The organism is Paenibacillus sp. EB106-06-01-XG199, assembly GCF_058791575.1.
In genome coordinates, this window is record NZ_JBYTDQ010000006.1 from 59457 (window position 1) to 82940 (window position 23484).

Sequence of the window (23484 nt, forward strand, 5' to 3'; positions counted from 1 at the left end):
AGGCTCTTTCCACCCAAGAGGGGAAAGGGCCTTTTTTAAAAATACAAGAATTTATATGCTTCACGCTATTGGCGGTTCACGAATTACCTACTGCTCCCTCTCCGAATCGCTCCTTCACCCATTCTGTAAACATCACGAAGTCTTTCTCCACCTGGGTGGCATAGCCGTAAGCCCATTGGGAAATATAGCGGGCAAAAGCTTCAGGGTCCGGGCCCATCGCTTTGGCAATTTCTTTCTCGCTGTGGTAGAAGAGGATTCCTTGGTCCACATCGGCATCGGCTCTGGCATGCATTTTGGCCGTTAGGCTGCCCATGACTTCAACAACCTGGAGCATATCATCTACAGTTGCGATGTCTTTGAGCTTCAGGCTTTTTTTATACGGGGAGCGTTCGCGGACATAAAAATCCCGGCCATCCATCGTCAGAAAGCCCAGATAGGGATCAGCTTTGTGATGCATCGCCTGCTGTGTGGCCGCTACACGTTTCCCTTGATGTCCGAAGGTGCTCCAGAAAGATTCCGAATAAGGCATGAAATAAGCCGGGACTGGCACACGAACCTCTTTTACTTCCAGAATGGTATCGTCGGTATCTTCTTGACTACTTCCGCCTTCGATCAATATATAGTAACGGTCCAGCCCGATGGATGCAGTGCCCGAGCCATGTTTGATAGCAATGTCCTTCATCCGGTAATGATCGTCATTCCAGCTGCGGGCAACAATGGTCTGCATATAGAAACTCCAGGCCTTCTCCAGCAACGCTTGCTCCGCTACCTCAGGGACAGCCAGCTCGGAGTTCTCCAGAAATACTCTGCCGCTCTGCATTTGGGACGTGACCTTTTCCAGAAAATGACCCTGGCGGCGTTTCTCCAGCTTGCGGAGCAGCTTCTTCACCGGCCCTTTGGCCCGGTTCTCATTCATAACGAAGTTTCCGGGGTTGTCCTTGCCTTGACTGAACCGGCGGATTCCTCTGGAATAGGCCTGCACAAAACCTTCGATTACGTTAAGCTGCTCTGCCTCCCCGTATCCCAGCTGCCGTCCGACAAGCGCAATACTGCCTGCCATACGCAGTACATCGTACAGATAGGAGCCGACATAACCCTCATCGAAATCATTGACGTCATATACAATAGAGCCATCTTCGCTGCGGAAAGCCCCGAAATTCTCGAAATGCAGGTCCCCTTGAATCCAGGTCGGGCGCTCCACCGAAGTGTGGTAGGGAAAGTACTGTCTTGTGGCGTCAAAATAGAACAGATAAGAGCTGCCCCGGTAGAATGAAAAAGGGCTAAGCGACATCTTTAGGTACTTTTCTGCCCGCTTCGCGGGAGTCAGGCCCATAATGGTACCGTCGAATTCATCAAAAATGGAGATTAGCAGATCTTTGCGGAGTTTCGTACGGGTACGAATGACACCCTCGGTTATGGATTCATTGATCATGATAGGTACTCCTTTGCGCGAATAAATAGAATTAAGCTTATCATAACGCATTAACCCTGATATTTCCTGATGATCTTAGTGAATATCTTAGTAAAGATCGGCCATCTTCCTTTCCGCGAACCGCTGGTAGTGGGATATATCGAGTTATTTATCGCATATTTCACCATGAAGAAGCGTGATATACTTGAATGAATTTCTTGCAAAACATCGGAAGAGGTGGAAGCATGTGAGTTGCAACCGCAGGTTAGAGAGTTCTGAAAATACATTCAACTATACGCAGCCTGCTATATGTATTTATGGCTGGTTGCCGGGATACGTATAGCTTCAGCTGCGTCTATGATAAGGAGATAAATGCAGATGGACTTAACATGGGACCTGGAGAGCCTGTACCCCTCATTCCAGTCAGATCAATTTCAAGAGGACCTTAAACTTGCGGAGACCCTTGCCAACGGCCTCAAGGCATGGGCGGCTCTTCATTTAAAGGATAACGATAATGCGGCCAAACAAACGGAAGAGTTCCTGGAGCGTTACAACGCGTTTAAAAGAGTATATCTCTGCCTGTTCAGTTATGCGGAGCTGGTCTTCAGCAGTGACAGCGGTAATACAGAAGCAGTGAACAGCATGGATGAACTGGAGGATACCGCAGCCGGTGCGGGCGAAGCGTTGGTGAGCTTCAGCAAATGGCTGGCCCAAGTGAGCGCGGAGGATCTGGAGAACATCATACAATCTAGCGATTATCTTGCTGGACACGCCTTTTATCTGCGCCAGCTTCAGAAGCAGTCACAGTATTTGCTCAGTGAAGAGGCTGAGACGGTCATTGCCCGGATGCAGAATACCGGTGCCAAAGCTTGGGAAAGACTGTACATGAGAACCTTGTCTACATTGCGCGCGGATGTGGAAATGGAAGGTGCGATTCGTAGTCTGGCTCTACCGGAACTGCGAAATCTGGTCTATGACAGTGATCCACGGGTTAGAAAAGCGGCGTATGAAGCTGAGGCCGAGGCTTGCCGGAACGTGGCGGAACAGAGTGCGGCCTGCCTCAATGCCGTGTGCGGAGAAGCGGCAGCAGTCTATGAGCTGAGAGGGTATGCTTCGCCGCTGCATAAGGTGCTGGCAGCTTCGCGCATGGATCAAGAGACGCTTGAAGTCATGCTTCAGGCTATAGAGGAAAGCCTGCCGGTCTTCGGGCAGTACTATCTCCAAAAAGCAAAGCTCCTGGGACATACGGGGCCGCTGCCATTCTATGATATCTTTGCTCCGGTTGGCGGGGAGTCTTCTGCCAGAATTACCTATCCGCAGGCGCAGGAGCTTATCGTAGCAGGATTCAGCACGTTCAGTGCAGAACTGGGAGAGTTTGCCCGCAAAGTATTCGACCGCCGCTGGATTGATGCTGAGCCAAGAGCGGGGAAGGGGAATTTCGGCCTATGCGTGGATATCTATCCGATCGGAGAGAGCCGGATTATGACGAGCTTTACGGGAAGCTATATGGATGTCAGCGTGCTGGCGCATGAGATTGGGCATGCATATCACAGCAGCTGCCTCGCCGGGGAGACGATGGTCAATACCGATTATCCGATACCGATTGCTGAGACGGCATCGATCTTTTGCGAAAGTCTGATCCATCAGGCGCTGCTTCAGTCTGCCCCGGAGGAAGAAATGCTGCCTATCCTGGAGCGGAGCCTTTCCGATGCGCTATATTTTATCGTTGATTTCTACGCCCGCTACCTGTTCGAAAGCCGGCTGTATAATAGAAGGAAATCAGGAGCGTTAACTGTTGAGGAGCTTAACAGTCTGATGCTGGAGGCAATGACTGCCGCTTATGGTGACAGTGTCGCTCCGGAGTCGATTCATCCATACCAGTGGATCAGCAAAGCCGGATATTATATGACAGGCAACGAGTTTCTGAATTTCCCTTATTCGTTCGGGCTGCTGTTCTCCAAAGGACTATATGCACAGTATAAGAAGCGGGGCGGGGATTTTGTAAACCAGTATCAATCCTTCCTGGCAGCCAGCAGCAGAACAACCATTGCGGATGCCGCGGAACTGATGGACATTGATGTGCATTCGCTGGAGTTCTGGCGGGATGCGCTGGCTCTCATTGCAGAGGATATCCTGCAGTTTGGGGCGGGTAGTTCCTTTTTGCCGGGAAGTGTGGTAGAACAATAGAAGGAGTATACGCCGCAGCGGCACAGAAAGGGATGCTTGATTGAATGTACGTAGTGTGTAAGGAACATGTGGAGCTGGCCATCGACAAGTTTGTGGACGAGTACGAGGATGCACCGGATATTGTGGATCTGAAGGAAACCGAGTTCTCGGACTGGGACCCGCCGGCGAAATGTGTGGAATGCGAGAAAAATGCGGAGTATTTGGTGGTCTAGGGACCTTCAATAAGTAATCAGGCAAGAGTAGAAAGGGGCTGTCCCAAAAGTAGTTTTTCTACTAGTAGAGACAGCCCTTTCTCATTTTCAAAACCACAAAAGGTCAACAAGAGCAGCCATTCTCCCATCACTGGAGAATGGCTGCTCTTTGTTTTTGATCAATTGCAGCTTGCTTCAATAGATTATGAGCAAGGGAAAGCCAGCCGACCTCAAGCGTCACTTTATTCATGCCGCGAAGCAGAAATCGGCGGAAGCCCCGGTTATTTTTCAGTTATCCAAACACACTTTCCGGCTCTGTCATTCAACGTACGGCCAGGGCGTAGCCTTCCTCGCTTCGCAGGAGTTCCCGAGCCTGTTTCTGGTAACGCAGCCGTTCTAGACTAACAATGACTTCCCGATTTCCTGCTGCCTTCATGCCGCGTTCCTTCAGCGGACAGCCTTCACAGTTCTGGCTTCGGTAATGACGTTTCCGAATTTCATATCCACTCTCTAAGAGTTCCTTGCTTTCTCTACGAAAATGTAGCATGTGTCCGGCAGGGCAGGTCCACCTGTCTTCGGACTCGTCGTACGTCCAGTTCTCAATCTTTCCGACATTTTCTTTCCAGGCTCTGCTCTTTTCTCTGTGGTAGCTGCCGTACTTCACGACCGCCTGAATCTGGTCAATCCACTCCTGAAAGACGAGAACGGTCCGATTCCGATCATGCATTATACTCCTAGCCCGAAGACACTGAAGAGGAGGGATCAACTGGCGAGATACGCTTCGGAAACGCTGAAGCAAGCCGGTGCCAGAAAGATTATCCGTTCAGATACCCCCTTTGGCTCCATGATCCATCTCGAATGCACGATGCGAATGGGATATGTCACCGATACGAACTGTGACGCTTATCAAGTGAGGCGCCTGTTCATAGCCGACAACAGTGTGCATTTCAATGGCATCGGCGGCCCTAACCCTACTCTCACGACACAAGCGCTGGCTACCCGGACGGCAGAGAAGATTGTCACTAAGTATTTCAGCTAACCACCCATTGCGGTGGCATAATACAGGACGGCTCCTGATAAAGCGATAATAAGCAAAAAGGCGGCTGCTTTTCCGAGCACTTTCATTTTTCTTGCACCCCTTCCATATGCATTCTTTTGTTATGCATGAAGTATGCACGGCGGCAGGGAAAATATACCTCAATGGAGCCCCACCAAGGGACTATCTCAAATGCTTTGGAAAAAGCATAAGGGGATAGCCCCTTTTTCGAAATTCAATAATTTATTTCTGTATCGCTGCTTCGGAAGCATATGCTCCTTTTTAAGGACGGCATAACCGTTTCCACTTGCCTCTAACTCATGGTATTTTATTCCGAATAATCCAATAATGGATGGGGAAGATTATGTTTTGATAGGAGGAGCATATGAAAACGAAAAAAAGAGTAACTGATCCTTTCGGAAACAAACTGAAAGAATTAGATAAAACAATTGAGTTGAAGATTTCCAGCGAACTGGATGACAATGAAACGGCCCTCGCTCAATTGTTTGCCAATTGCTCCGATCTAGTCGTGCGCAAACTTCATATGTTTGGCTCCATTCCGGGTATGGTCGTTTATTTGGATGTATTAGTTGACGATCAACTTTGGGATGACGGTTTCTTGGAGCCTTTGATGCAGCCCGAAGCAGCGTCCAGCAGCAGCTCCTCCCACATCTATGAAATACTGAACTTCAAATTGGCTTCCATCGTACAACCCCGTATCGCTACCAATATGAATGAAGTCGTTCAAAGCATCGTTAGGGGAGAAGTCGTTCTATTCACCCAATCCTCCACGGAGGCGTTCTCCTTTGGGCTCAAAGACAAGCTGCATCGTCAGCTTGAGGAACCGGCAACGGAGGCAGTCATTCGCGGTCCGCGATACGGTTTTATCGAGAAACTCGACATCAACCTTGCCCTCATTCGCCATCGGCTCCGGACGCCCCGGCTAAAGACGGAGAAGCTCTGTGCAGGAAGGCTTTCCCAGACTGACGTGATAATTGTGTACATTGAAAATCTAGCAGAACAAAGCGTAGTTGAAGAGGTGAAAAAACGGATATCCAGCATTGATATGGACAGTGTGCTGGAATCCGGTTATATCGAGGAATTGATTAGCGACTATCCCTATTCACCCTTTCCCCTGATGCAGGCAACTCAACGGCCCGATTTGGTTTCAGGTTCCCTGATCGAAGGTAAAATTGCGGTCCTGATTGACGGTTCGCCGAATGTGCTCGTTCTCCCGATCACATTCTGGTTTGGTTTTCAGACAGCCGAGGACTATTATACTAATTTCATATACGTTACGATGCTACGATGGCTCAGATATCTATTTGCCTTTTTAGCGATGGCGCTCCCTGCCATATTTATTGCGATCACGACCTTCCATCAGGAAATGATCCCGACAAGCTTGGCCCTCAGCCTTGCAGCGGCGCGGGAAGTTGTCCCCTTTCCAGCAATAGCGGAAGGATTGATCATGGAAATTACCTTTGAGGCGCTGCGCGAAGCAGGAATCCGCCTTCCCCGTCCAGTAGGCCAGACGATCAGCATTGTGGGCGCACTTGTCATTGGACAGGCTGCCGTTCAGGCAGGTATTATTTCCGCTCCCCAGATCATCGTCGTATCCGTTACAGGTATTGCTTCCTTTCTCATCCCGAACCCGGGCATGAGCCAGGCGATCAGTATTATACGGTTTCCGCTTATGCTTCTCGCTGCAAGCTTCGGTCTGTATGGAGTTGGGATTGGCTTGATTTGCGTCTTGATCCATCTGGTAACCCTGAAATCCTTCGGTGTTCCCTATATGACACCAATTGCACCGTTTAACCCCACAGGACTAACGGATACTTTGATCCGTGCCCCATGGCGGGTAATGCGGAGGCGTCAAAAGCAAACACAGCGAAGAATGGAGTGAAAGGAGCAAATGACCAGAATACTCCGGACATTCAGGTTCCTGGTTATTTTCGTTATTCTCGGATTGATGACCGGCTGCTGGGACCGCAATGAAATGGACGATCTCGCTTTGGTTATGGCAAGCGGAATTGATCTTACAGATGACGGACAGCTCGAAATAACCCTTCAGATCGCCCTTCCAACGGGAATCCCCAGTGCCGTACAGTCCGGGGGGAGCGGCAAGAAATCAGTCATCGTCATCTCGGCCAGCGGGAAGAACTCATCGGAAGTGACAGGGAAACTGCAGCAGCAATTGTCTCGTGCCATCTATTTTGGGCATAGAGGCGTCATCATTTTCGGAGAACAATTTGCCCGGCATGGTATCAATCAGGTGGTGGATACATTTACCAGATTTCCTGAGAGCCGCTCCAATAGTTATGTGCTAACAACTTATGGAGAGACAGCCAAAGAAATTTTGAACACCCCCTATCAGCTTGAACTCATTCCGGGTATCGGTATCAACAAAATTCAATCCAGCAAATTAAGCTTTCCTGTCAAAATCGACGAATTCTTGAATGCTCTGTCCTCACAAGACAGATCACCGGTTACCGCTGCCATAAGGGTCATTCATAAAGGTACTGATAAGGAAACGTTCACGATTGACCGGGCTGCAGTTTACCATAGAAATCAACTATCCGGATACTTGTCATCCGACGAATTAAAACTATTGCGCTGGTGGACAGGGGGGGGACACCATTTGAGGTTTACTGTGCAAGTGGAACCTGAGAACGAACAATACGGAGGGACCGTAGGTGTTGAACTGCTGCAAAGCGGCATGAAAATGCACTTGGTAATCCAGAATGACCTCCCCGAAGTAAAGGTCTCGTTACATGCCACCGTCCGGGAGATCGATAACGATTCGAAGCTGGACCTGAGCAAAGTGAATCATATGAAACGTGTCGAAACCTTGTTGTCGAAGCAAATTCAAAGCGAGGCAGAGAGCATGTTAACGCATGTGCAAAAAGTGCTCCAGTCGGATATCCTCGGCATCGGAGAGGATGTCCACATCGAGTATCCGTATGCCTGGAAAAAAATGAAGGATGAATGGCTTGATATTTTTCCTGAGGTTCCCGTGACTATCGATGCCCACATCAAGATTGAACGAACGGGCAAAACGCACTCCCCCGCGCATAAAGAAAAAATGGACTGACTATCAACCGGAAGAGGGCTCTTTGCGATGAAGATGAAATTGACGGGTATACAGGTTTTCTGGATCATCCTTATCATGGATCTCGGGATGACATTGGTCATGACGGTCACCCCAAGCCTACAGGCAAAACAGGATGCGTGGATTTCCGTTATCGTTGCCGGAGGTATAGCTTCGCTGATCGCACTCTTGGCGACGCAAGCCGCGAAGCTATACCCTGGGCAGACGTTTTTTGAATACAGTCATTTGATTCTTGGGAAATGGATCGGCAAAGCTGTAATCGTAATTTATTTGGTTCAATGGTATACGATTACCCCGATAATTCTCCGCCAATTCTCCGATTTGGTCCAAGTCATGCTGCTTCACGGGACACCGAAAGAAGCGGTCATGCTTCTGATGATCTTCGTGATTGTCTATGCAACCTACGCAGGCGGAATTGAAGGCATTGCCCGCTGCGGCGAGGTTCTGGGGCCGATCATCTTGCTCATGATTGGCCTTGTCCTGATCGCTAGCGCCAACAATATCCACTGGAGGAGCATCCTCCCGGTCTATGCGGATAGCGGAATGACGGGAATACTGGGTGGAGCGCTGGCACCAGCCTCCTACCTCGGTCATTCTGTTGAATACCTTATGTTTGCCGCATTTTTGACCCAGCCGCGCAAGGGGGCGTTGTACACGTTCGGGGCCGTCTTGACCTCGGTTTTCTTTGTACTGATAACAACGCTGATGGTGATCTTCACTTTAGGGGTCAATCTTTCCTCTAACATGTGGTACCCTTTTTTCGAAATGACCAAAAAAATATCACTGTTCGGCTTTATTGATAATTTCGATGCGATTCCGGTCGTCATATGGCTCGCCAGCGTATTCGTCAAATTTGCTGTGATGCTCTTCCTGATGAGCTATGGCACCGCCCAATTTTTGCATGTCCGCAACTGGAGGAACCTGATTTGGTTCATTGCCCCGGTTATGTTTGTATTTGCGTTAATTCCCCAAGATGTAACGGAGGCGACTTCAAATTATTTGCAGCGTTACTGGGTGCCGTTTGCGATGCCGGTGAATATGCTCGGCTTGCCCTTACTCTTGCTTGTAGTAGGTAAATGGAGACAAAGGAAACGGCCGGCTGCTGCGGATCATGCTTAAAACCGTATGTTCAGAGGAGATTTGGCAGGACCGCCTTACGTCCAGCCGATTCACAGCGGCGTTAACGACCCGAACGAGGTGGTTGTCTGAAATATCTTCTTCCAGATCCATAAAGAGTGGTTTCTTTTTTGCGTATTTATAAGTATTGCAGTACATTTCCAATAAACAGCGGAGAGAACGAAATGATTGTGGAAAAGCGGTAGCGGTCGCCTTGGTCTCCGGATTTTCACCGCTAAGGGGAATGAAAAAAATCTGGAGAGCACAGCGATTGGAACAACGTGGCGTTCGCGGAGCGTACACCCAAGTGCTCACGGTAATCCTACTTAAAAACAGAGGGCTATCCCAAGCAGCCATTTCATGGCTTTTGGGACAGCCCCTTTTTTGTGGAAACATAGGGAATTAAGCATCCGCCAGTTCGCCGGTCCGGCTGCTACGGCGGTACATAAAGGCTGAAAGAATAGCAATTCCTGCCGCCAGTGAAAGTCCCCAGTAGATATTGGAGTAAGCCGACGAAAGCGATAATCCACGCTGCCACTCCAAGGCGCTGGCTGCCAGAGCTACGCTGAATGCCCCGCTGAAGAACTGAAGCAGCTGGAACAATCCCATACCGGAGCCGATCTGGGCAGAAGGGAGAATCCGCGAGATTTCATTGGATACACTGCTGGACAACGCCGTAAAGGACAGGCTCATGATCATATAGGTCAACATAACCGCAATCCAGGAGTGCGCGGCGAGCAAAGCAAACAGGACGGTGGCGGTTAGCACAAGAAGCGGTGCATATCGCAGAATGCCCCCATTGCCATACCGGTCAATAATCCGCCCTACCCCCCGGGAGACGATAATCGCCAGCAGTGAGCCCGGAAAGATAACCAGCCCGGCGTGGCTTGCACTGAAGCCGAAGCGGTGGGTCAGAATCTGCGGCAGCAGAAACAAGGTGGCAAAGCTGCATAAATAAGAAGCGATTCCGACCAGTGACAGGACCAGATAAGAGCGGTCACGGAACAGTGCAGGCATTACGAACGGATCGGGAGTGCTGCCAATGCGGCGGATGAACAGGGCAAGGGAGGCCACTCCGGCGATCAGCGCAATCCAGTATCCGCCGGTCAGAAACAGCAGAAGGCCGGTCGTTCCGATGCCGAGAAACAGTCCGCCGAGCGCGTCGAATGAACCGCGGCGGGGCACTTCTCTGGGCAACAGCACCAGAAACAGCGGCACCAGAAGCAGGATGGCGGCCGTAACGGCGAACAGCCAGTGCCAGCCGAGATATTCGACGATACTTCCGCCGGCCACCGGACCGAGACCCAGGCCAAGCGAAACCGCAGACATGATGGTCGCCATTGCTTTGCCGCGGCGGGCCAGCGGGACATAGCGGGTGAACAGCACGAGTGACAGGGACATCACCGCGCCTGCACCGGAGGCCTGCGCAATACGTACAATCAGCAGAAATACGAAATTCGAACTGAAGAAGCCGGCAATCGCCGCCAGGCCAAGCGTCAGCAGACCTATAGTAAGCAGCCTGCGAATCGGCAGGAAGTCGGAGAGCCGGCTGAATGTGATGGAGGCGATGGAGAACATGATCGAATACCCGGTTACGATCCAGGAAGCTGATGCAGCCGAGATGCCGAATGTTTCAGTCACATCGGGCAATGCCAGGTTGAACATAGCGGTATTCATTATAACGAGTACAATGGCGACACTGAACAGAACGGTCAGCAGCCCTTCCCGTGGAAGAGTGGCTTCCACCGAAGGGGCTGAGCTGTCCACTGCAGGTGGATATGTAGAGCTTGAGCTCATGAGAGGGCCACTCCTTTATTGTTTGATAGTTCGATTACTTACGAACAATTGAAATATAGCATGCAGTAAGGTAAAATGCAATTAGGGATTTTAAAATATTTTGCACCCATCTGCACCACAAAGGGGATATTTATCTATGAAGATACTGTATCATCCAGACCGTAAAGACATTCAACTGGCTTCCGTATTGTATGCGCTCAGCGATCCTCTTCGATTATATGTTGTTTCGGAAATCCGCAAGCATGGTGAACAGGCCTGCAACAGCTTCAATGTCCCTATCGCCAAATCGACCATGTCGCATCATGCCCGCACGCTGCGCGAGGCGGGAGTCGTCCATACCCGTGCCCAGGGAACACAGCGCCTGCTGTCGCTGCGCTCTGATGACCTGGACGAGCGTTTCCCGGGCCTGCTGGATTCCATATTGGAGGCCTATGAATCGGCTGGTGAGTCAAAGCTGCTGTTTATGGAGAAGACGGAAGAGCACTAGCGGCAAGCTTTCGAAAAGGAAAAAGAACCCTGCCATCAGCAGGGTCCAGTTCATACTATGCAGATTAAGGCGCTTGCCTCAGGCGTATCCTATCATGTTCATTCTTCTTTTCTTGAGCTGTTAGCGGTTTGCAGCGGTCTTGCCGGTTACAGTCTGGCCCTTCAGCGGATTAAGATTGTCCTTCCACCGGATATGGAGGGACCGGGAGCCGAACAGGTCGGCTCCGTCCGATACCTGGTAATGCAGATGCGGCTCGCTGGAGTTGCCGGAATTGCCAAGCTTCCCGATGATATCGCCCGTTTTGACCGAATCGCCTTTTTTTACGGTTACCGAACCTTGCTTCAGATGGGCCAAAAAGCTGTATTCTCCGCCGTGGTCAATCACGACCAGATTGCCTGGGGGTTCTTTTTCATTCATCACGCCCACAGGGGTATTATCGGGGATGTCATTTATGACTTCGGTGACGATTCCGTCAGCAGGGGCGGTGACATTCTTTCCAAAGGCATGGTAGCTCTCATTGCGCAGCGGATCTCCTTCGTATGAAAGTCCATTCACTTCCTGCACGAAATCATAGGCGTAGCGCTGGCTTTCGTACTCATAATGATAATTGTTCAGCACGTTGTTGCCGCCCCAGAATACAAACCAATCCCCTTGGAACGGCAGCGTCATGGCAGTCCGGGTCAATAACTTATCCGTCTCGGGATAGGTGGTCAGCTCCGTGATGTTCAGGCCGTGAATGATGCCCGCTTCATCAAAAACAGCAATAATCCCCTTATGGCCATCATCGCTTGTCCATATCCGGTGTTCGGCGCCATTCAGCCGCATCACAGTGGAAGGCTCAAAGGCAGTGACCCCTTGAATAAACGCCGAACCCATCTCCTTGACCTCATCTTCACTGATTTGCTGCTTGAATTCAGGGCTGAACCGCTCATAAATTCCGCTGAAATTGCCGCTTAACAGGGCCCCGGCCAAATTCTCCGGCTGTACGGGCAGTTGTCCGCTTTTGCTGGTTTCAGGGGATGCGGAAGGCGTAACTTGTGCTGCCTCCTCTGTGGGGCTGGCAGATGCTGATGACTCCGGACTGTTATTCATCGAATTCTCTCCTCCACAGGCTGATAATAAGACGGCCAAGACCGTCGTACCAGCCATCATTTTGCTGATGCTTCGCATATGTTGTTCCTCCCGGCAGTGCTGTTGTCCTATCGTCTCTTTATTGTAGCTAGTCAGTATTTCTGCCAGTATAACACTGCATTAACGGTTGCTTAACTTTGAACAACAGTTTTGGCAGACGAATTAAGCTATTGTTAAGGTTATGCGTCCAGCCTGGCGGAGCCAATCATGTTATGATAGTTGCGATTACTAGATAGATTGAACTTGAGAATTACATTTAAGGAAAAGTGCGGAGGGGAATTTTGGAACTGTAGGAGCGATAGCGTCCGCCTTTAGGTTTGGATTTCTACCGCGATTCGCGGTTAAAATCAGGAAATCCAAACCTAACAGCGGCCGGAAGTCCAAATATTCTCTGTAGTCACGGCCATTCCCAAAATAGAAGAATCATAAGTTCAATTTATATAAATCGAAAGGGGAACTGGCATGAACCATGCTGCCATTCTGCTCGTCGATGACGAGGCGTCCATTGTTGAACTGATCAAGACGGTACTTTATAAAGAAGGATTCACGGATATAGATTCGGCGGGTACGGGTGAAGCGGCTATTCTGGCCTGCCAGAGCAAGGTGTATGACCTGATTGTGCTGGATGTGATGCTGCCGGGGCGCAGCGGGATTGATATTTGCCCTTTCCTGCGGCAGACGACGAATGCGCCGGTGCTGTTTTTGTCTGCGCGTATTTCGGATTTTGACAAGCTTACCGGCTTTGCGGTCGGCGGCGATGATTATATCACCAAACCGTTTAATCCGCTGGAGCTGGTGGCCCGGATCCGTTCGCAGCTTCGCCGTTATCTTGGTGACGCGGGCGGGACGGAGCCTGTTCAAAATAAAGAGGGGCAACACGGACAGCCTCCCCAGAGAAATGCCAGGCAGGAGCGGCAGCCGGTTCAGCAGAACATTAGCTATGATTTCGGAAGATTTCAGGTGGATGAGACGGCGGGCGAACTGAGAGTGGAGGGTGAAGTGGTCACCTGTCCGGCGCTGGTGTTTCAGTTGCTGTTATTTTTCTGCAAGCATCCGAACCGGCTGTTCACCAAAAGCGAGCTGTACGAGCGGGTATGGGGCGAGGCCGCGCTTAGCGACGACAATACAGTTATGGTGCATATTCACCGGATCCGCGAACGGATTGAACTGGAGCCTGCCAATCCCGTGTATCTGGTCAATGTTAGAGGACTGGGGTATAAGCTGGTACAGCGCAGCGCGAAGGAAAAGGGACAGGCATGAAGATGAAAAGGCGTCTGACCCTCCGGTTCGTGCTGCATTCGGCCATCGCCGGATTGGTTGTGCTGCTTATTGCGGCAATCACCGTCATGTGGGTGCTGCTGCGGCTTTCGGAGATTAATCTCACCGATAATTTTGTTTCTATAGGTTTGGAAAGGCTGGTTGAGTCCTCCGAGTTCGGAGCGGAGGGCATTATCTTCGACCCGAAGCTGCTGGAGCAGGTCAAGCAAAATAAAGGCTGGCTGCAAAGCCTGGATGAGAACGGAAGCGTAGAGAAGTCTTATAACACGCCTGCTGATGTTCCGGCGCAGTATAATCCGGGAGAGCTGGCCGCCTATTGGCAGCAGCAGCAGAATTTCCCTTATGACGTCTACCTCTGGATTCAGGAGAAACACGGCAGAATGTACACGCTTCTCTATGGGGTGCCTGAGGTGCTGAAGCCGCTATTGCAAGCGGTCAGCGAAGAACCTTCCTCCTATGCGGAGGGGAAGCTGCTGCTTTCAGCTAAGACAGAAAGCCGGATCCAGGCGCTTGGCGGTTATGTGCAGTTGCTTAGTCCAGAGGGCAGTGAGGTGGCGGCGTTTAACCGGCCGGGCTCTGCTCCAGCCAAATATACTGTACAAGAGCTTGCCTTGCGCTCGAAGTATGCGGGAAGATACGGATACCGTATGGCGTTTGACTATAATGAAGATACCGGCCAGACCTGGGTGGTAAGCTTGCCCAATGATGCGGCGAAGTCATCGGCCAAGGCCCCCCTGATCTCCGCAGAAATGCGTATTGTACTGACTGGAATTGCCGGGATGCTGGGGGCGACGCTGCTGATCTTTGCGCTGCTGTCCTTCTTGAACGCGCGCCGATTCGGCGCTCCGATGTTCCATATGCTGGCCTGGCTCGATTCCCTCGGACAGGGCTCTTATGACGAACCGGTGGACCGCAAAGGCCGTCCGCGCAGCCGGCTGAAGTCAGGCAAGTGGAAGCGGCGTTATTCTATCTTTGCCGATGTCATGCTGTCATTGGACCAGCTGACCGGGATTCTGCGGCGTGACGAGGAACGGCGGCAGCAGACAGAGACCCTGCGGGAGGAATGGATTACCGGCATTACCCATGATTTGAAAACCCCGCTCTCCTCTATTAAAGGTTACGCCCATTTGCTCGCCGAGGATACTTATGACTGGTCTTCCGAAGAAGTCCGCAAGTTCTCTGCAATCATGCTGGAGAAGTCGGCGCATATGGATACACTGATCAGCGATTTGGCCATTACCTACCGGCTGAGGTCGGGTATTCATGTCCCGCAGACCGAGCCCGTGGAGATGAGAGCCTGGCTTGGCAATGCGCTGAAACAGGCCGCGGCCAACCCGGAGTATGGAGAGGGTCGGATCATTTATCAATCCCCTGACACAGAAATTACCGCCAGGATCTATCGGCCTTGGATGGAGAGGGTCGTCGGCAATTTAACGGCCAATGCGCTGCTGCATAATTCTTCGGACACGCAGCTTACCGTAACGCTGAGTGCGATGGATACCGGCGGATTGGTTATTATTTTCCGCGACAATGGCCAGGGGATGGATGAGCAGACGGCGGCGAATTTATTCGAGCGGTATTACCGCGGGGGAGATACGGCTTCCACAACGAACGGGTCCGGTCTGGGCATGGCGATCTCCAAGGGATTGGTCGAGGCGATGGGTGGACAGATCACCGTGAGTTCCGCCCCCGGCAAAGGAACGGAAATCCGGCTTATCTGGGATGGTCTGGCGGCTGTTACTTTCGGCTAACGTTTCCGCCAATGGTGCCAAGCTTAATTTCACCGTTCCCGGTCTGGGAAATCACGGCATCGCCCGTAATATGATCCATATCCAGTGACCCGTCTCCGACAGCAACCTCGGCCGAACCTGCTACTTCGGTTACCACAACATGTCCATTGATATTATCGATATCAACATCGGTACCAATATTGCGCACGGTGATATCGCCGTCTCTATTGGAGAGTGTTACCGGACCTTTGGTGTCGATAACCTCCAGATCACCGTTCACGTTGTCCACTTTCAGTGAGGCCGAGAGATCAGCAACCTTAAGTTTGCCGTCTCTATGTGAGTCCAGCTCCACAGCCAGTTCACGCGGAAGTGTAATCTCCAGATCTACGGACCCGGAGCCCATAGCCAGCATCTGGCTGCCAAAGGAAGCATCCAAATATGCAGTAGCCTCTTCTGCCCGCAGCTTCAGCTTTAATTTATCCATACTTATGCCTTTGGCGGTGACCACGGCGTTGACCTCAATCGTATCCGTGTCTGCACCGTTTACTTCAATTTCCCCGTTGCGGTTGTCTATGACCAGCTTCGTCAGCTTGGCTGCATCCAGTTCAAGCTTCTGAGTTGACGATGTTTCTTCGCCTTTGCTACAAGCGGTTACTAGCAGCAGGCAACCTACGATCATTAATCTCGATGTCCAGCGCATTTGAATTCCCCTTTTCTAAATTTAATATGGAAGAGCATTGTGTGCCGTTATGAGACATCACGTTTGACGAACAGGGTGTGCGAAAGAAGATGCATGACTGCCAGATGAAGCCCTATAAAAGCCAGAGAGAAGCCGAGCGTCATGCCTTTCACCGCCGGATCACCCAAGAAATAACCGCTAAGGTCGGAATGGGAGAAAATAAAGAAACGGGTCCACTTCCAGCCGTTCATAGCGATGGAAATAACAAATCCGGCCACGGAGACGAACAAGGGAATGACGATAGCAAAGATAGGACTGCGAAAACCCGCAGATATCATAAAAGCCAATGTAACTGAAATGAGCAGAAACGGCAGATGGAACAAGTAACTGCCAAGGATTGAAAGCAGCATGGGCGTTTGGTGCACGGTGTGATCCCGCACATACATATAGCTGTCTCCAAGACCGCCCCAGCCGAACATGATTCCCCCGAACAGCAGGGAGAGCAGAAGGCCGAGCAGCGTCAACCCCAGTCCGAACAGGATCGCAGCAATATATTTGGCGGTATAAACCTCTGTCCGGCTGGCCGAGCGGGTCAGCAGCAGCTTGATCGTGCCGGACACAAATTCGGCAGCTGCAATCTCTCCGGCAATAATGATTGAGATCAGCGAGACGGCAAATATAATGTTTCCTGAAAGATCCCCCGCAAAGCTCCAGGCATTCGTCTCAGGCGGCAAATTATGCTGCAGGGAGTACTCGTTCAGCAAAATGTTTTTCTCCGCCTGCCGTATTTCAATCTGCAGCGCATCCGGTTCGGCAGCTTCCTCTGCCAGCCGGTGATTCTCCTGTTCAAGCTGCGACCTCCAGTCTGCCGCTGCGGTGGCCCCATCTCCAGCACGCACATTGATGATCTGAAGGATGACGAAGACTGCAACGAGAGCAATGAGCACCCAGGTGCGTTTTCTTTTGTAAATCTTCATATTCTCATTTCGGATATAGTTAATCAGCTTCAATGTCCTTGCCCTCCTGTAATCTCAAGGTATTTGTCTTCAAGCGTCCGCTTCACCGTATTCACCCCGTATACGTTAATGCCTGAATCCAGCAGCTTCTGGCTGATTTCGGGAATGCGGTTCTTGGGTAGGCGTACACGAAGCTGATTGTGGCCGGCAGTAATTTCCGCGCCTGACAGGAAAGCTTGCAGCACCTGCACCGCCAGCTCCGGCCGGTCCACCTCGAACTGGACGAGCGCGTCATCCTCCTGAACCAGCTCCGATAAGCGATGCACGCCGATCAGCTTGCCTTGCTGGAGCACGGCAACGCGGTCGCACATCATCTCCATTTCGGACATCAGATGGCTGGAGATCAGGATGCCGACATTCTCCTGGCGGGCCAGATTCTTCAGATGTTCCCGCAGCTCGTGGATGCCCGCCGGGTCAAGGCCGTTGGTCGGTTCATCCAGCAGCAGTAAAGAGGGCTTATGCATCAGCGCTACGGCCAGGCCGAGACGCTGCCGCATCCCCAGCGAGTAGGTGCTGACTTTTGCAGAAATGCTCAGCTCCAGTCCTACAAGCTTGATGACCTCCTTCAGCCGGTCCTCAGTGACGCCCGGACTCATTCTTGAGAAGAGGATCAGATTGTCATATCCGGATAAATATTTGTACAGATCGGGCTGTTCCACAATAACGCCAACCTTGCCCATAGCTGCGGAGAATTGCTGCCGGGTGTCGATTCCGTCAATAATGACCTGTCCTTCCGATTTGGAGACGAGTCCCACGATCATGCGGATTGTCGTTGTTTTTCCAGCTCCGTTGGGGCCCAGCAGGCCCATGATTTCTCCTTTTTCCATTTCCAGTGATACATGGTCTACAAGAGTTTTGCGGCCAATGACCTTGGTCAGATCCCGTATTTGAAGCAGCGGCAAAGCTACCCCTCCCTTTTCCAAATGATTGTAGTAGGATATAATTCTGCATATCGCTTAGCTGAATCCCGCTGGCCTTAACCTACCAAGCGGGCTGTCATATTGAACAGTTACTGCGTGTCATATGCTGGATGTGACAACAGATCAAGCTGAATTGGAGATGCTGATTGATGCAAAAAAATAAAGCCCGGCGGGCGTGGCAAGATCTAACCGTTCTGCTCTTACGCCTGTTATGGAGCATAGCGGTCGTTATATTGATGTATCTGGATAAGCCGGATTTCCCGCTCTGGCTGGTGCTGCCAGCGGTATTGCTGGGCGGCTTAATTCCTGCATGGGTTGGACGGGATTTCAAGACGCGGTATATTCTTCTGGAATTTATATTCGCAGGCGGGATCGCGTTCGCGCTGGGATACTATTTTGGCTTAACGCGATTATTCCTGCCTGCTGTAATGATGCTTGCCTTCCATGCCCGGGGCAAGGCGCACTTATATACGCTTCCAATCACCTTATTGCTGTACAGCTTAAGCGCCGGACCCGCGATAGGGGAAGGACTGTCGCACCCGCTGATCTGGAAGAGCCTGTCGGACGGGTTGTTTGTCTACGCAGCCGGATATGGATTGCAGATGGGAGCGAAGTCGATCAACGCGATCCGGCAAAAGCTGACGCTAGTCAACGAGCAATATGCCATTCTGGAGCAGTATTCCTCTCAGATTGAACGCATGACCCTGCTGGAGGAACGTTACCGGATGGCCGGGGAAGTACATGATACAATTGGACACAGCTATACTTCGATGATTCTGGGTCTGGAAACGCTGAGGCCGCATGTAACCACGGAGGAAGGAGAGCATAAGCTTCAGGGTGTTCTGGAGCTAGCCCGCAAGGGGCTGGAGGATGTGAGGCGGCAGGTCCATCAGATGGACCCGCTGGAGGAGCCGGTGACCTTGGACCGGGCTTTGATGCAGATTGCCGGGCAGTTCGAATCCAATACGGGGGTCGCATTGTCGTTCCGCACGATGGGCGAGCCTTATGCGGTGATTAAGCAGGCCAAACATACATTATGCCGTTCGCTGCAGGAGGCACTGACCAATGCCAGCAGGCATGGGCAGGCGAGCGCCATCCGGGTGGTCCTGCAATATGATCCGGCCCAGCTCATGCTGCAGATTCAGGATAACGGCAAGGGAACTGCACAGCTGCGCTACGGCTTCGGCCTCAACGGTATGAAGGAGCGTCTAGCGGCATTGCAGGGCAAGCTATATATTGATTCCCAGGAAAATGACGGTACATTGGTAACCTGTATGATCCCGAATCAGACGCAGGAAGGGGAGCGGCGGATTGATATCCTGCTGGCTGACGATCAGCCGCTGGTCCGCGAGAGCCTGAGGCTGCTGCTTGGAGAGGAGAAGGATTTCCGGATCCGTACTGCCGCGAATGGCAAGCAGGCGCTGGAGCAATGCGCCGCTGAGCAGCCGGATATTGTCCTGATGGATATTCACATGCCGGAAATGGACGGCCTGGAGGCTACCCGGCAGCTTAAGGAGAAGTGGCCGGAGATCCGGGTCATTATCATTACAACCTTCGAGGAGATTACCTATGCGGCGGAAGCGCTGCGGCTTGGCGCTGAGGGCTATCTGCTAAAGGCACTCCATCCGAAGGAATTGGCGGCGACGATCCGCCTGGTCTACGGAGGCGGGACGATGATCTCGCAGGAGGTGGCCCAGCAGTTGTTCCAGGATCAGCAGTTGGATACTTCACTGAATCCGTATGACCTGACCGAGCGGGAGCTGGAGGTTCTGCAAGAATTAACGGAAGGGCTGCGCAATAAGCAGATTGCCCAGAAGCTGCATCTGTCAGAGGGGACCGTCCGAAACTATATTTCGGCGATTTATTTGAAGCTCCAGGTGGGCGACCGCGACGAGGCCGTAGAGAAGAGCAGGAAAGAGCAGCTGGTGCAGCCTCGGGCATAGAATTGATTTAAGACTGATGGCTGGCGGATGCCTTACTAATCATACAACGAAGAATACAGCAGCCGGCCCGGAGGCCGGTGTATGGAGGATATTATGTTAATTCAAATTATCGGCGTGGGCAAATTGAAGGAGAAATACCTAATCGACGGCATCGCGGAGTATGCCAAGCGGCTGACGCCGTACGTCAAGCTTCAGCTCATCGAAGTAGCCGATGAGAAAGCGCCCGACAACCTAAGCGCCGCGGAGGTTGTCCAGGTTAAGGCACGCGAGGGCGAACGCATCCTCGCGCACATCAAGAGCGAGGCGCATGTAATTGCGCTCGCGATCGACGGCAAGCTCTGGAGCTCCGAGGAGCTTGCCGCAGAGATCGACCGGCTCGGCACCTACGGGACGAGCCATGTCGCCTTCGTCATCGGAGGCAGCCACGGGCTCTCCGATGAGGTCCTGCGCCGCGCCCAGCAGCGCATGAGCTTCGGCCGCATGACGCTGCCCCACCAGCTCATGCGGCTGGTGCTTGTAGAGCAGGTGTACCGGGCGGTGAAGATAAATCGCGGTGAACCGTATCATAAGTAGGGGCAAGTTTTTGAGTTGCAATTAATGCTTTTTGTACTATTTACGGAAAAAGCCATTACTTGATTTACCGGGGGAACTGACAGCCATCTGGTCGTGCATCAAAGACGGCTGTAACGGGTGGACGAGGGACAACTTTGTGTTTATCGTCCAGCTACCTGTATCCAATGTGGAAACCCCACAGAAAAAAGCGAGAAGATGCAATCGAACGTAGACAATACGAGTCCCGACCAAACCAAATGGTAGAGGATCACCGACAAGCTCTGCAGGGTCCATTGCACAAATTCTTGCCGCCGAGGGAAGGTTCGATAGGGGCGCAGGGTAAACCAAAAACAACCGTAGCAGGTACGATTGGCTCCTGCCACGGTTGTTTTACTTTTTAGAGCGCTTCGCCTACTTGGTGAACCCGCAGCAGGTTGGTGGTTCCGGTGCAGCCTGCAGGGACACCGGCGGTGATGACCACCAGGTCGCCATCTTGTACGTAACCGGCCGACTTGGCCAGTTCAACGGCGGCTGCTACGGCTGCATCAGTGTTGGAAGCGAACTCGCTGCGGAGCAGCGGGGTTACACCCCAGGTTAAGGACAGGGCGTACAGCACGCTCTCCTTGGTGGATACGGCGATGACCGGTGCAGCCGGCTTGTGCTTGGCGATCATCCGGGCGGTAAAGCCGCTTTCGGTCAAGGCGAGAATGGCCTTGGCGGAGAGCACGAGGGCGGTGTGGGCAACGGCTTCACCGATGGCGCCGGTTACGTCGGTGGCAGCCTCGGCACCCTTGCAGCTGCAGCGGCCGTAGCGTCCCAGGACGGACTCTGCGCGGGCGGCGATGCGGGCCATGGTCTCGACGGACTCCAGCGGGTATTTGCCTGCGGCGGATTCACCGGACAGCATGACGGAATCGGTGCCGTCGAATATGGCGTTGGCGACGTCGCCCGCTTCCGCACGGGTCGGACGCGGGTTCATCTGCATGGACTCCAGCATGTGGGTGGCGGTGATAACCGGTTTACCGGCCAGGTTGCACTTCTTGATCATGTCTTTCTGAACCAGCGGCACGTCTTCCACCGGCAGGTCTACGCCCAGATCTCCGCGGGCAACCATCAGGCCGTCGGCTACGCTCAGGATGGCGTCCAGGTTCTCCACTCCCTCGTCATTTTCGATCTTGGCGATGACCTGGATGTGGCCGGCCTTGTGCTCGTTGAGGATATGTTTGATCTCGAGAATATCTTCGGCTTTGCGGACGAAGGATTGGGCGATGATGTCGATGTTCTGCTCAATGCCGAACTTGATGTGCCGGACGTCCTTCTCGGTTACGCCGGGAAGGCTGGTTTTGACGCCGGGAACGTTGACGCCCTTGCGCTGCTTCAGCTTGCCGCCGTTCTTGATGAGGCAGTTGATCTCGGTGCCTTCGGCCTTTACGACCTCCAGACGGACCAGACCGTCATCGATCAGGATGATGCTACCGGGCTTCACATCTTGGGGAAGCTGCTTGTAGGTGACTTGGATGCGGTCCTTGGTGCCGAGCACTTCCTCGGTGGTCAGAACCACGGTTTCACCCGGTACCAGCTCCGCGTAGTCCGAGGCCATTTTGCCGATGCGAATTTCCGGACCTTTGATGTCGAGCAGGACGGCAACGTATTGGTTCAGCTCCTTGGCTGCTTTCCGGATGCGGCGGATGCGCTCCGCGTGCTCGTCCAGCTCTCCGTGGGCGAAGTTCAGGCGGGCGATGTTCATGCCGGCTTGGATCAGCCTCCGGAGCATTTCGGGGCTTTCGCTGGAGGGACCGATGGTGCAGACGATTTTAGTTTTGCTCATGGCTTTTTTCTCTCCTTATTATTTAACGTTGAACTCTTGTGAAAATTTTCCCTAACCCATACAATAAAGCATAACGATTCATCAGAAAAATATATATATATTCGTTATTCATCAATTTTGATGTAGAAGGTAGGTCATCTTATGAATCTTCACGCCCTTAAAATATTTCATACCATCGCCGAAAAAGGCGGAGTCACCCGCGCCGCGGAGGAACTACGGATCAGCCAGCCTGCGGTTACGGCCCAGGTACGCAACCTGGAGAAGGAGCTGGGCATCCAGCTGTTGGCCTCCAAGGGGCGTGGCATTCTATTGACCGATGCGGGTCAAATGCTGGCCAGTCACGCCAAACGGCTGTTTGCGTTGGAGCGTGAGCTGGATGAAGCGGTTCGGGAATACAAGGCAGGGTTCAGCGGTATCTTGCGGATCGTCGCCACCTATCTGCCAGCCAATCTCCTGCTGCCGGAATGGCTGGCTCTCTACAAACAGGAGCATCCTTCCGTGGAGGTTGTCCTGACCACTGCCAACTCCCGGGAAGCGGTGGAAGGGCTACTGCAGTACGATGCGGAGGTCGCCGTCTATGGAGGCGGCTGGGAAGAGCAAACGGGCATCGAATGGGAGGAGCTTCTGGAGGACGAGCTCTGGTTTATCGTCCCCAAAAATCATCCATACGCCGGGAAGGAAATAACTTTAGCGGAAATGATGAAGGTTCCCTTCATTCTGCGTGAAGAGGGAAGCTCTACCCGGGAGCGTCTTTTCTCCTTGTGCCGGGCTTTGAACGTGAATCCTCCCAAGGTCGGTCTGCAATTTAACGGGGTGAACGAGATGGTTCGGGCCGTCATGGCGGGCTACGGAGCCATCTTTATCTCCTCCCTGGCCGTAAGGGACAATGTGGAGCGCGGGGATGTGGATCGTGTGATGGTCAACGGCGCTTCGCTGTTAAATCCGATTGCCGTCTGTACCCGGAAGCAGGAGACGTTGTCGCCGGCAGCGGCAGCATTCCTCTCACTGGTCCGGGAGCAGTCGAAAGGATGGGCAGGAAATTAAATGTTCCGATGGGACATGTCACTCCCTAA

Annotated in this window: 20 protein-coding genes and 1 pseudogene; 13 read left to right on the forward strand and 8 right to left on the reverse strand. The window is 52.3% G+C overall.

Annotation, left to right across the window (positions count from 1 at the left end):
* Window positions 1–76 precede the first annotated feature (76 nt).
* Window positions 77–1432, reverse strand: coding sequence for a DUF2252 domain-containing protein (locus AC3WT9_RS21465; RefSeq protein WP_341097438.1), 1356 nt, complete (start codon window positions 1430–1432; stop codon window positions 77–79).
* Between the two features lie 357 nt (window positions 1433–1789).
* Here AC3WT9_RS21465 and AC3WT9_RS21470 point away from each other — a divergent pair, with 357 nt between their 5' ends.
* Both AC3WT9_RS21470 and AC3WT9_RS21475 read left to right on the forward strand, forming a co-directional pair.
* On the forward strand, window positions 1790–3598 hold the full coding sequence (locus tag AC3WT9_RS21470; protein WP_341380295.1) for a M3 family oligoendopeptidase: 1809 nt from the start codon (window positions 1790–1792) through the stop codon (window positions 3596–3598).
* A 44-nt stretch (window positions 3599–3642) separates the two neighbouring features.
* On the forward strand, window positions 3643–3810 hold the full coding sequence (locus AC3WT9_RS21475) for a CxxH/CxxC protein (protein ID WP_076301545.1): 168 nt from the start codon (window positions 3643–3645) through the stop codon (window positions 3808–3810).
* 127 nt (window positions 3811–3937) lie between these two features.
* Here AC3WT9_RS21475 and AC3WT9_RS21480 read toward each other — a convergent pair.
* Window positions 3938–4471 (reverse strand): annotated as a pseudogene (locus AC3WT9_RS21480) (transposase); the annotation flags it as partial.
* A 39-nt stretch (window positions 4472–4510) separates the two neighbouring features.
* Between AC3WT9_RS21480 and AC3WT9_RS21485 the strand changes: the two are divergent.
* The 4 genes from AC3WT9_RS21485 to AC3WT9_RS21500 all read left to right on the forward strand — a co-directional run bounded on the left by AC3WT9_RS21485 (window position 4511) and on the right by AC3WT9_RS21500 (window position 9053).
* On the forward strand, window positions 4511–4828 hold the full coding sequence (locus AC3WT9_RS21485; RefSeq protein ID WP_341380294.1) for a GMC oxidoreductase: 318 nt from the start codon (window positions 4511–4513) through the stop codon (window positions 4826–4828).
* Window positions 4829–5210: 382 nt separating this feature from the next.
* On the forward strand, window positions 5211–6728 hold the full coding sequence (locus AC3WT9_RS21490) for a spore germination protein (protein WP_341097434.1): 1518 nt from the start codon (window positions 5211–5213) through the stop codon (window positions 6726–6728).
* Between the two features lie 9 nt (window positions 6729–6737).
* The gene (locus AC3WT9_RS21495) at window positions 6738–7916 is read left to right on the forward strand and encodes a Ger(x)C family spore germination protein (RefSeq protein ID WP_341380293.1); all 1179 of its coding nucleotides are present in this window, start codon (window positions 6738–6740) and stop codon (window positions 7914–7916) included.
* A gap of 27 nt (window positions 7917–7943) precedes the next feature.
* Window positions 7944–9053 (forward strand): GerAB/ArcD/ProY family transporter, encoded by a 1110-nt coding sequence (locus tag AC3WT9_RS21500; protein WP_341097432.1) that lies wholly within the window; start codon window positions 7944–7946, stop codon window positions 9051–9053.
* Window positions 9054–9452: 399 nt separating this feature from the next.
* Here AC3WT9_RS21500 and AC3WT9_RS21505 read toward each other — a convergent pair whose 3' ends face one another.
* Window positions 9453–10847, reverse strand: a complete 1395-nt coding sequence (locus AC3WT9_RS21505) for an MFS transporter (protein WP_341097431.1) — start codon at window positions 10845–10847, stop codon at window positions 9453–9455.
* A gap of 136 nt (window positions 10848–10983) precedes the next feature.
* Between AC3WT9_RS21505 and AC3WT9_RS21510 the strand changes: the two genes are divergently transcribed.
* Entirely contained in the window at window positions 10984–11334 is a 351-nt protein-coding gene (locus tag AC3WT9_RS21510; RefSeq protein ID WP_341097430.1) for an ArsR/SmtB family transcription factor, read from the forward strand.
* A gap of 120 nt (window positions 11335–11454) precedes the next feature.
* Here AC3WT9_RS21510 and AC3WT9_RS21515 read toward each other — a convergent pair whose 3' ends face one another.
* Complete coding sequence (locus AC3WT9_RS21515) at window positions 11455–12504, reverse strand: peptidoglycan DD-metalloendopeptidase family protein (RefSeq protein ID WP_341380292.1); 1050 nt, start codon at window positions 12502–12504, stop codon at window positions 11455–11457.
* 423 nt (window positions 12505–12927) lie between these two features.
* Between AC3WT9_RS21515 and AC3WT9_RS21520 the strand changes: the two genes are divergently transcribed.
* Both AC3WT9_RS21520 and AC3WT9_RS21525 read left to right on the forward strand, forming a co-directional pair.
* A complete protein-coding gene (locus AC3WT9_RS21520) occupies window positions 12928–13725 on the forward strand; it encodes a response regulator transcription factor (RefSeq protein ID WP_341380291.1) in 798 nt (265 codons plus the stop codon).
* A complete protein-coding gene (locus AC3WT9_RS21525) occupies window positions 13722–15494 on the forward strand; it encodes a sensor histidine kinase (RefSeq protein ID WP_341380290.1) in 1773 nt (590 codons plus the stop codon). Before AC3WT9_RS21520 ends, AC3WT9_RS21525 begins: the two co-directional genes overlap by 4 nt.
* Here the strand turns inward: AC3WT9_RS21525 and AC3WT9_RS21530 are convergent.
* Genes AC3WT9_RS21530 through AC3WT9_RS21540 form a run of 3 tightly spaced genes read right to left on the reverse strand, consistent with a single transcriptional unit; the run spans window position 15481 to window position 18070 of the window.
* Window positions 15481–16173 carry a DUF4097 family beta strand repeat-containing protein gene (locus AC3WT9_RS21530; RefSeq protein ID WP_341097425.1) on the reverse strand — a complete coding sequence of 231 codons (693 nt, stop codon included), beginning with the start codon at window positions 16171–16173 and terminating at the stop codon, window positions 15481–15483. The two genes, AC3WT9_RS21525 and AC3WT9_RS21530, sit on opposite strands and share 14 nt — an antisense overlap.
* Window positions 16174–16220: 47 nt before the next feature.
* Complete coding sequence (locus AC3WT9_RS21535; RefSeq protein WP_341380289.1) at window positions 16221–17162, reverse strand: DUF2705 family protein; 942 nt, start codon at window positions 17160–17162, stop codon at window positions 16221–16223.
* Window positions 17159–18070, reverse strand: a complete 912-nt coding sequence (locus AC3WT9_RS21540; RefSeq protein WP_341097423.1) for an ABC transporter ATP-binding protein — start codon at window positions 18068–18070, stop codon at window positions 17159–17161. Before AC3WT9_RS21540 ends, AC3WT9_RS21535 begins: the two co-directional genes overlap by 4 nt.
* Window positions 18071–18237: 167 nt before the next feature.
* Between AC3WT9_RS21540 and AC3WT9_RS21545 the strand changes: the two genes are divergently transcribed.
* The 3 genes from AC3WT9_RS21545 to AC3WT9_RS21555 all read left to right on the forward strand — a co-directional run bounded on the left by AC3WT9_RS21545 (window position 18238) and on the right by AC3WT9_RS21555 (window position 20815).
* Window positions 18238–20031 (forward strand): response regulator, encoded by a 1794-nt coding sequence (locus AC3WT9_RS21545; RefSeq protein ID WP_341380288.1) that lies wholly within the window; start codon window positions 18238–18240, stop codon window positions 20029–20031.
* 93 nt (window positions 20032–20124) lie between these two features.
* Window positions 20125–20604, forward strand: coding sequence for a 23S rRNA (pseudouridine(1915)-N(3))-methyltransferase RlmH (rlmH, locus tag AC3WT9_RS21550; protein ID WP_341380438.1), 480 nt, complete (start codon window positions 20125–20127; stop codon window positions 20602–20604).
* 31 nt (window positions 20605–20635) lie between these two features.
* Complete coding sequence (locus tag AC3WT9_RS21555; RefSeq protein ID WP_341097421.1) at window positions 20636–20815, forward strand: cold-inducible protein YdjO-related protein; 180 nt, start codon at window positions 20636–20638, stop codon at window positions 20813–20815.
* 165 nt (window positions 20816–20980) lie between these two features.
* On the opposite strand, the gene pyk is transcribed toward AC3WT9_RS21555, so the two are convergent.
* Window positions 20981–22411, reverse strand: a complete 1431-nt coding sequence (gene pyk, locus AC3WT9_RS21560; RefSeq protein ID WP_341097420.1) for a pyruvate kinase — start codon at window positions 22409–22411, stop codon at window positions 20981–20983.
* Window positions 22412–22552: 141 nt separating this feature from the next.
* On the opposite strand from pyk, the gene AC3WT9_RS21565 reads away from it, so the two are divergent.
* Complete coding sequence (locus AC3WT9_RS21565) at window positions 22553–23455, forward strand: LysR family transcriptional regulator (RefSeq protein WP_341097419.1); 903 nt, start codon at window positions 22553–22555, stop codon at window positions 23453–23455.
* Window positions 23456–23484: the final 29 nt, after the last annotated feature.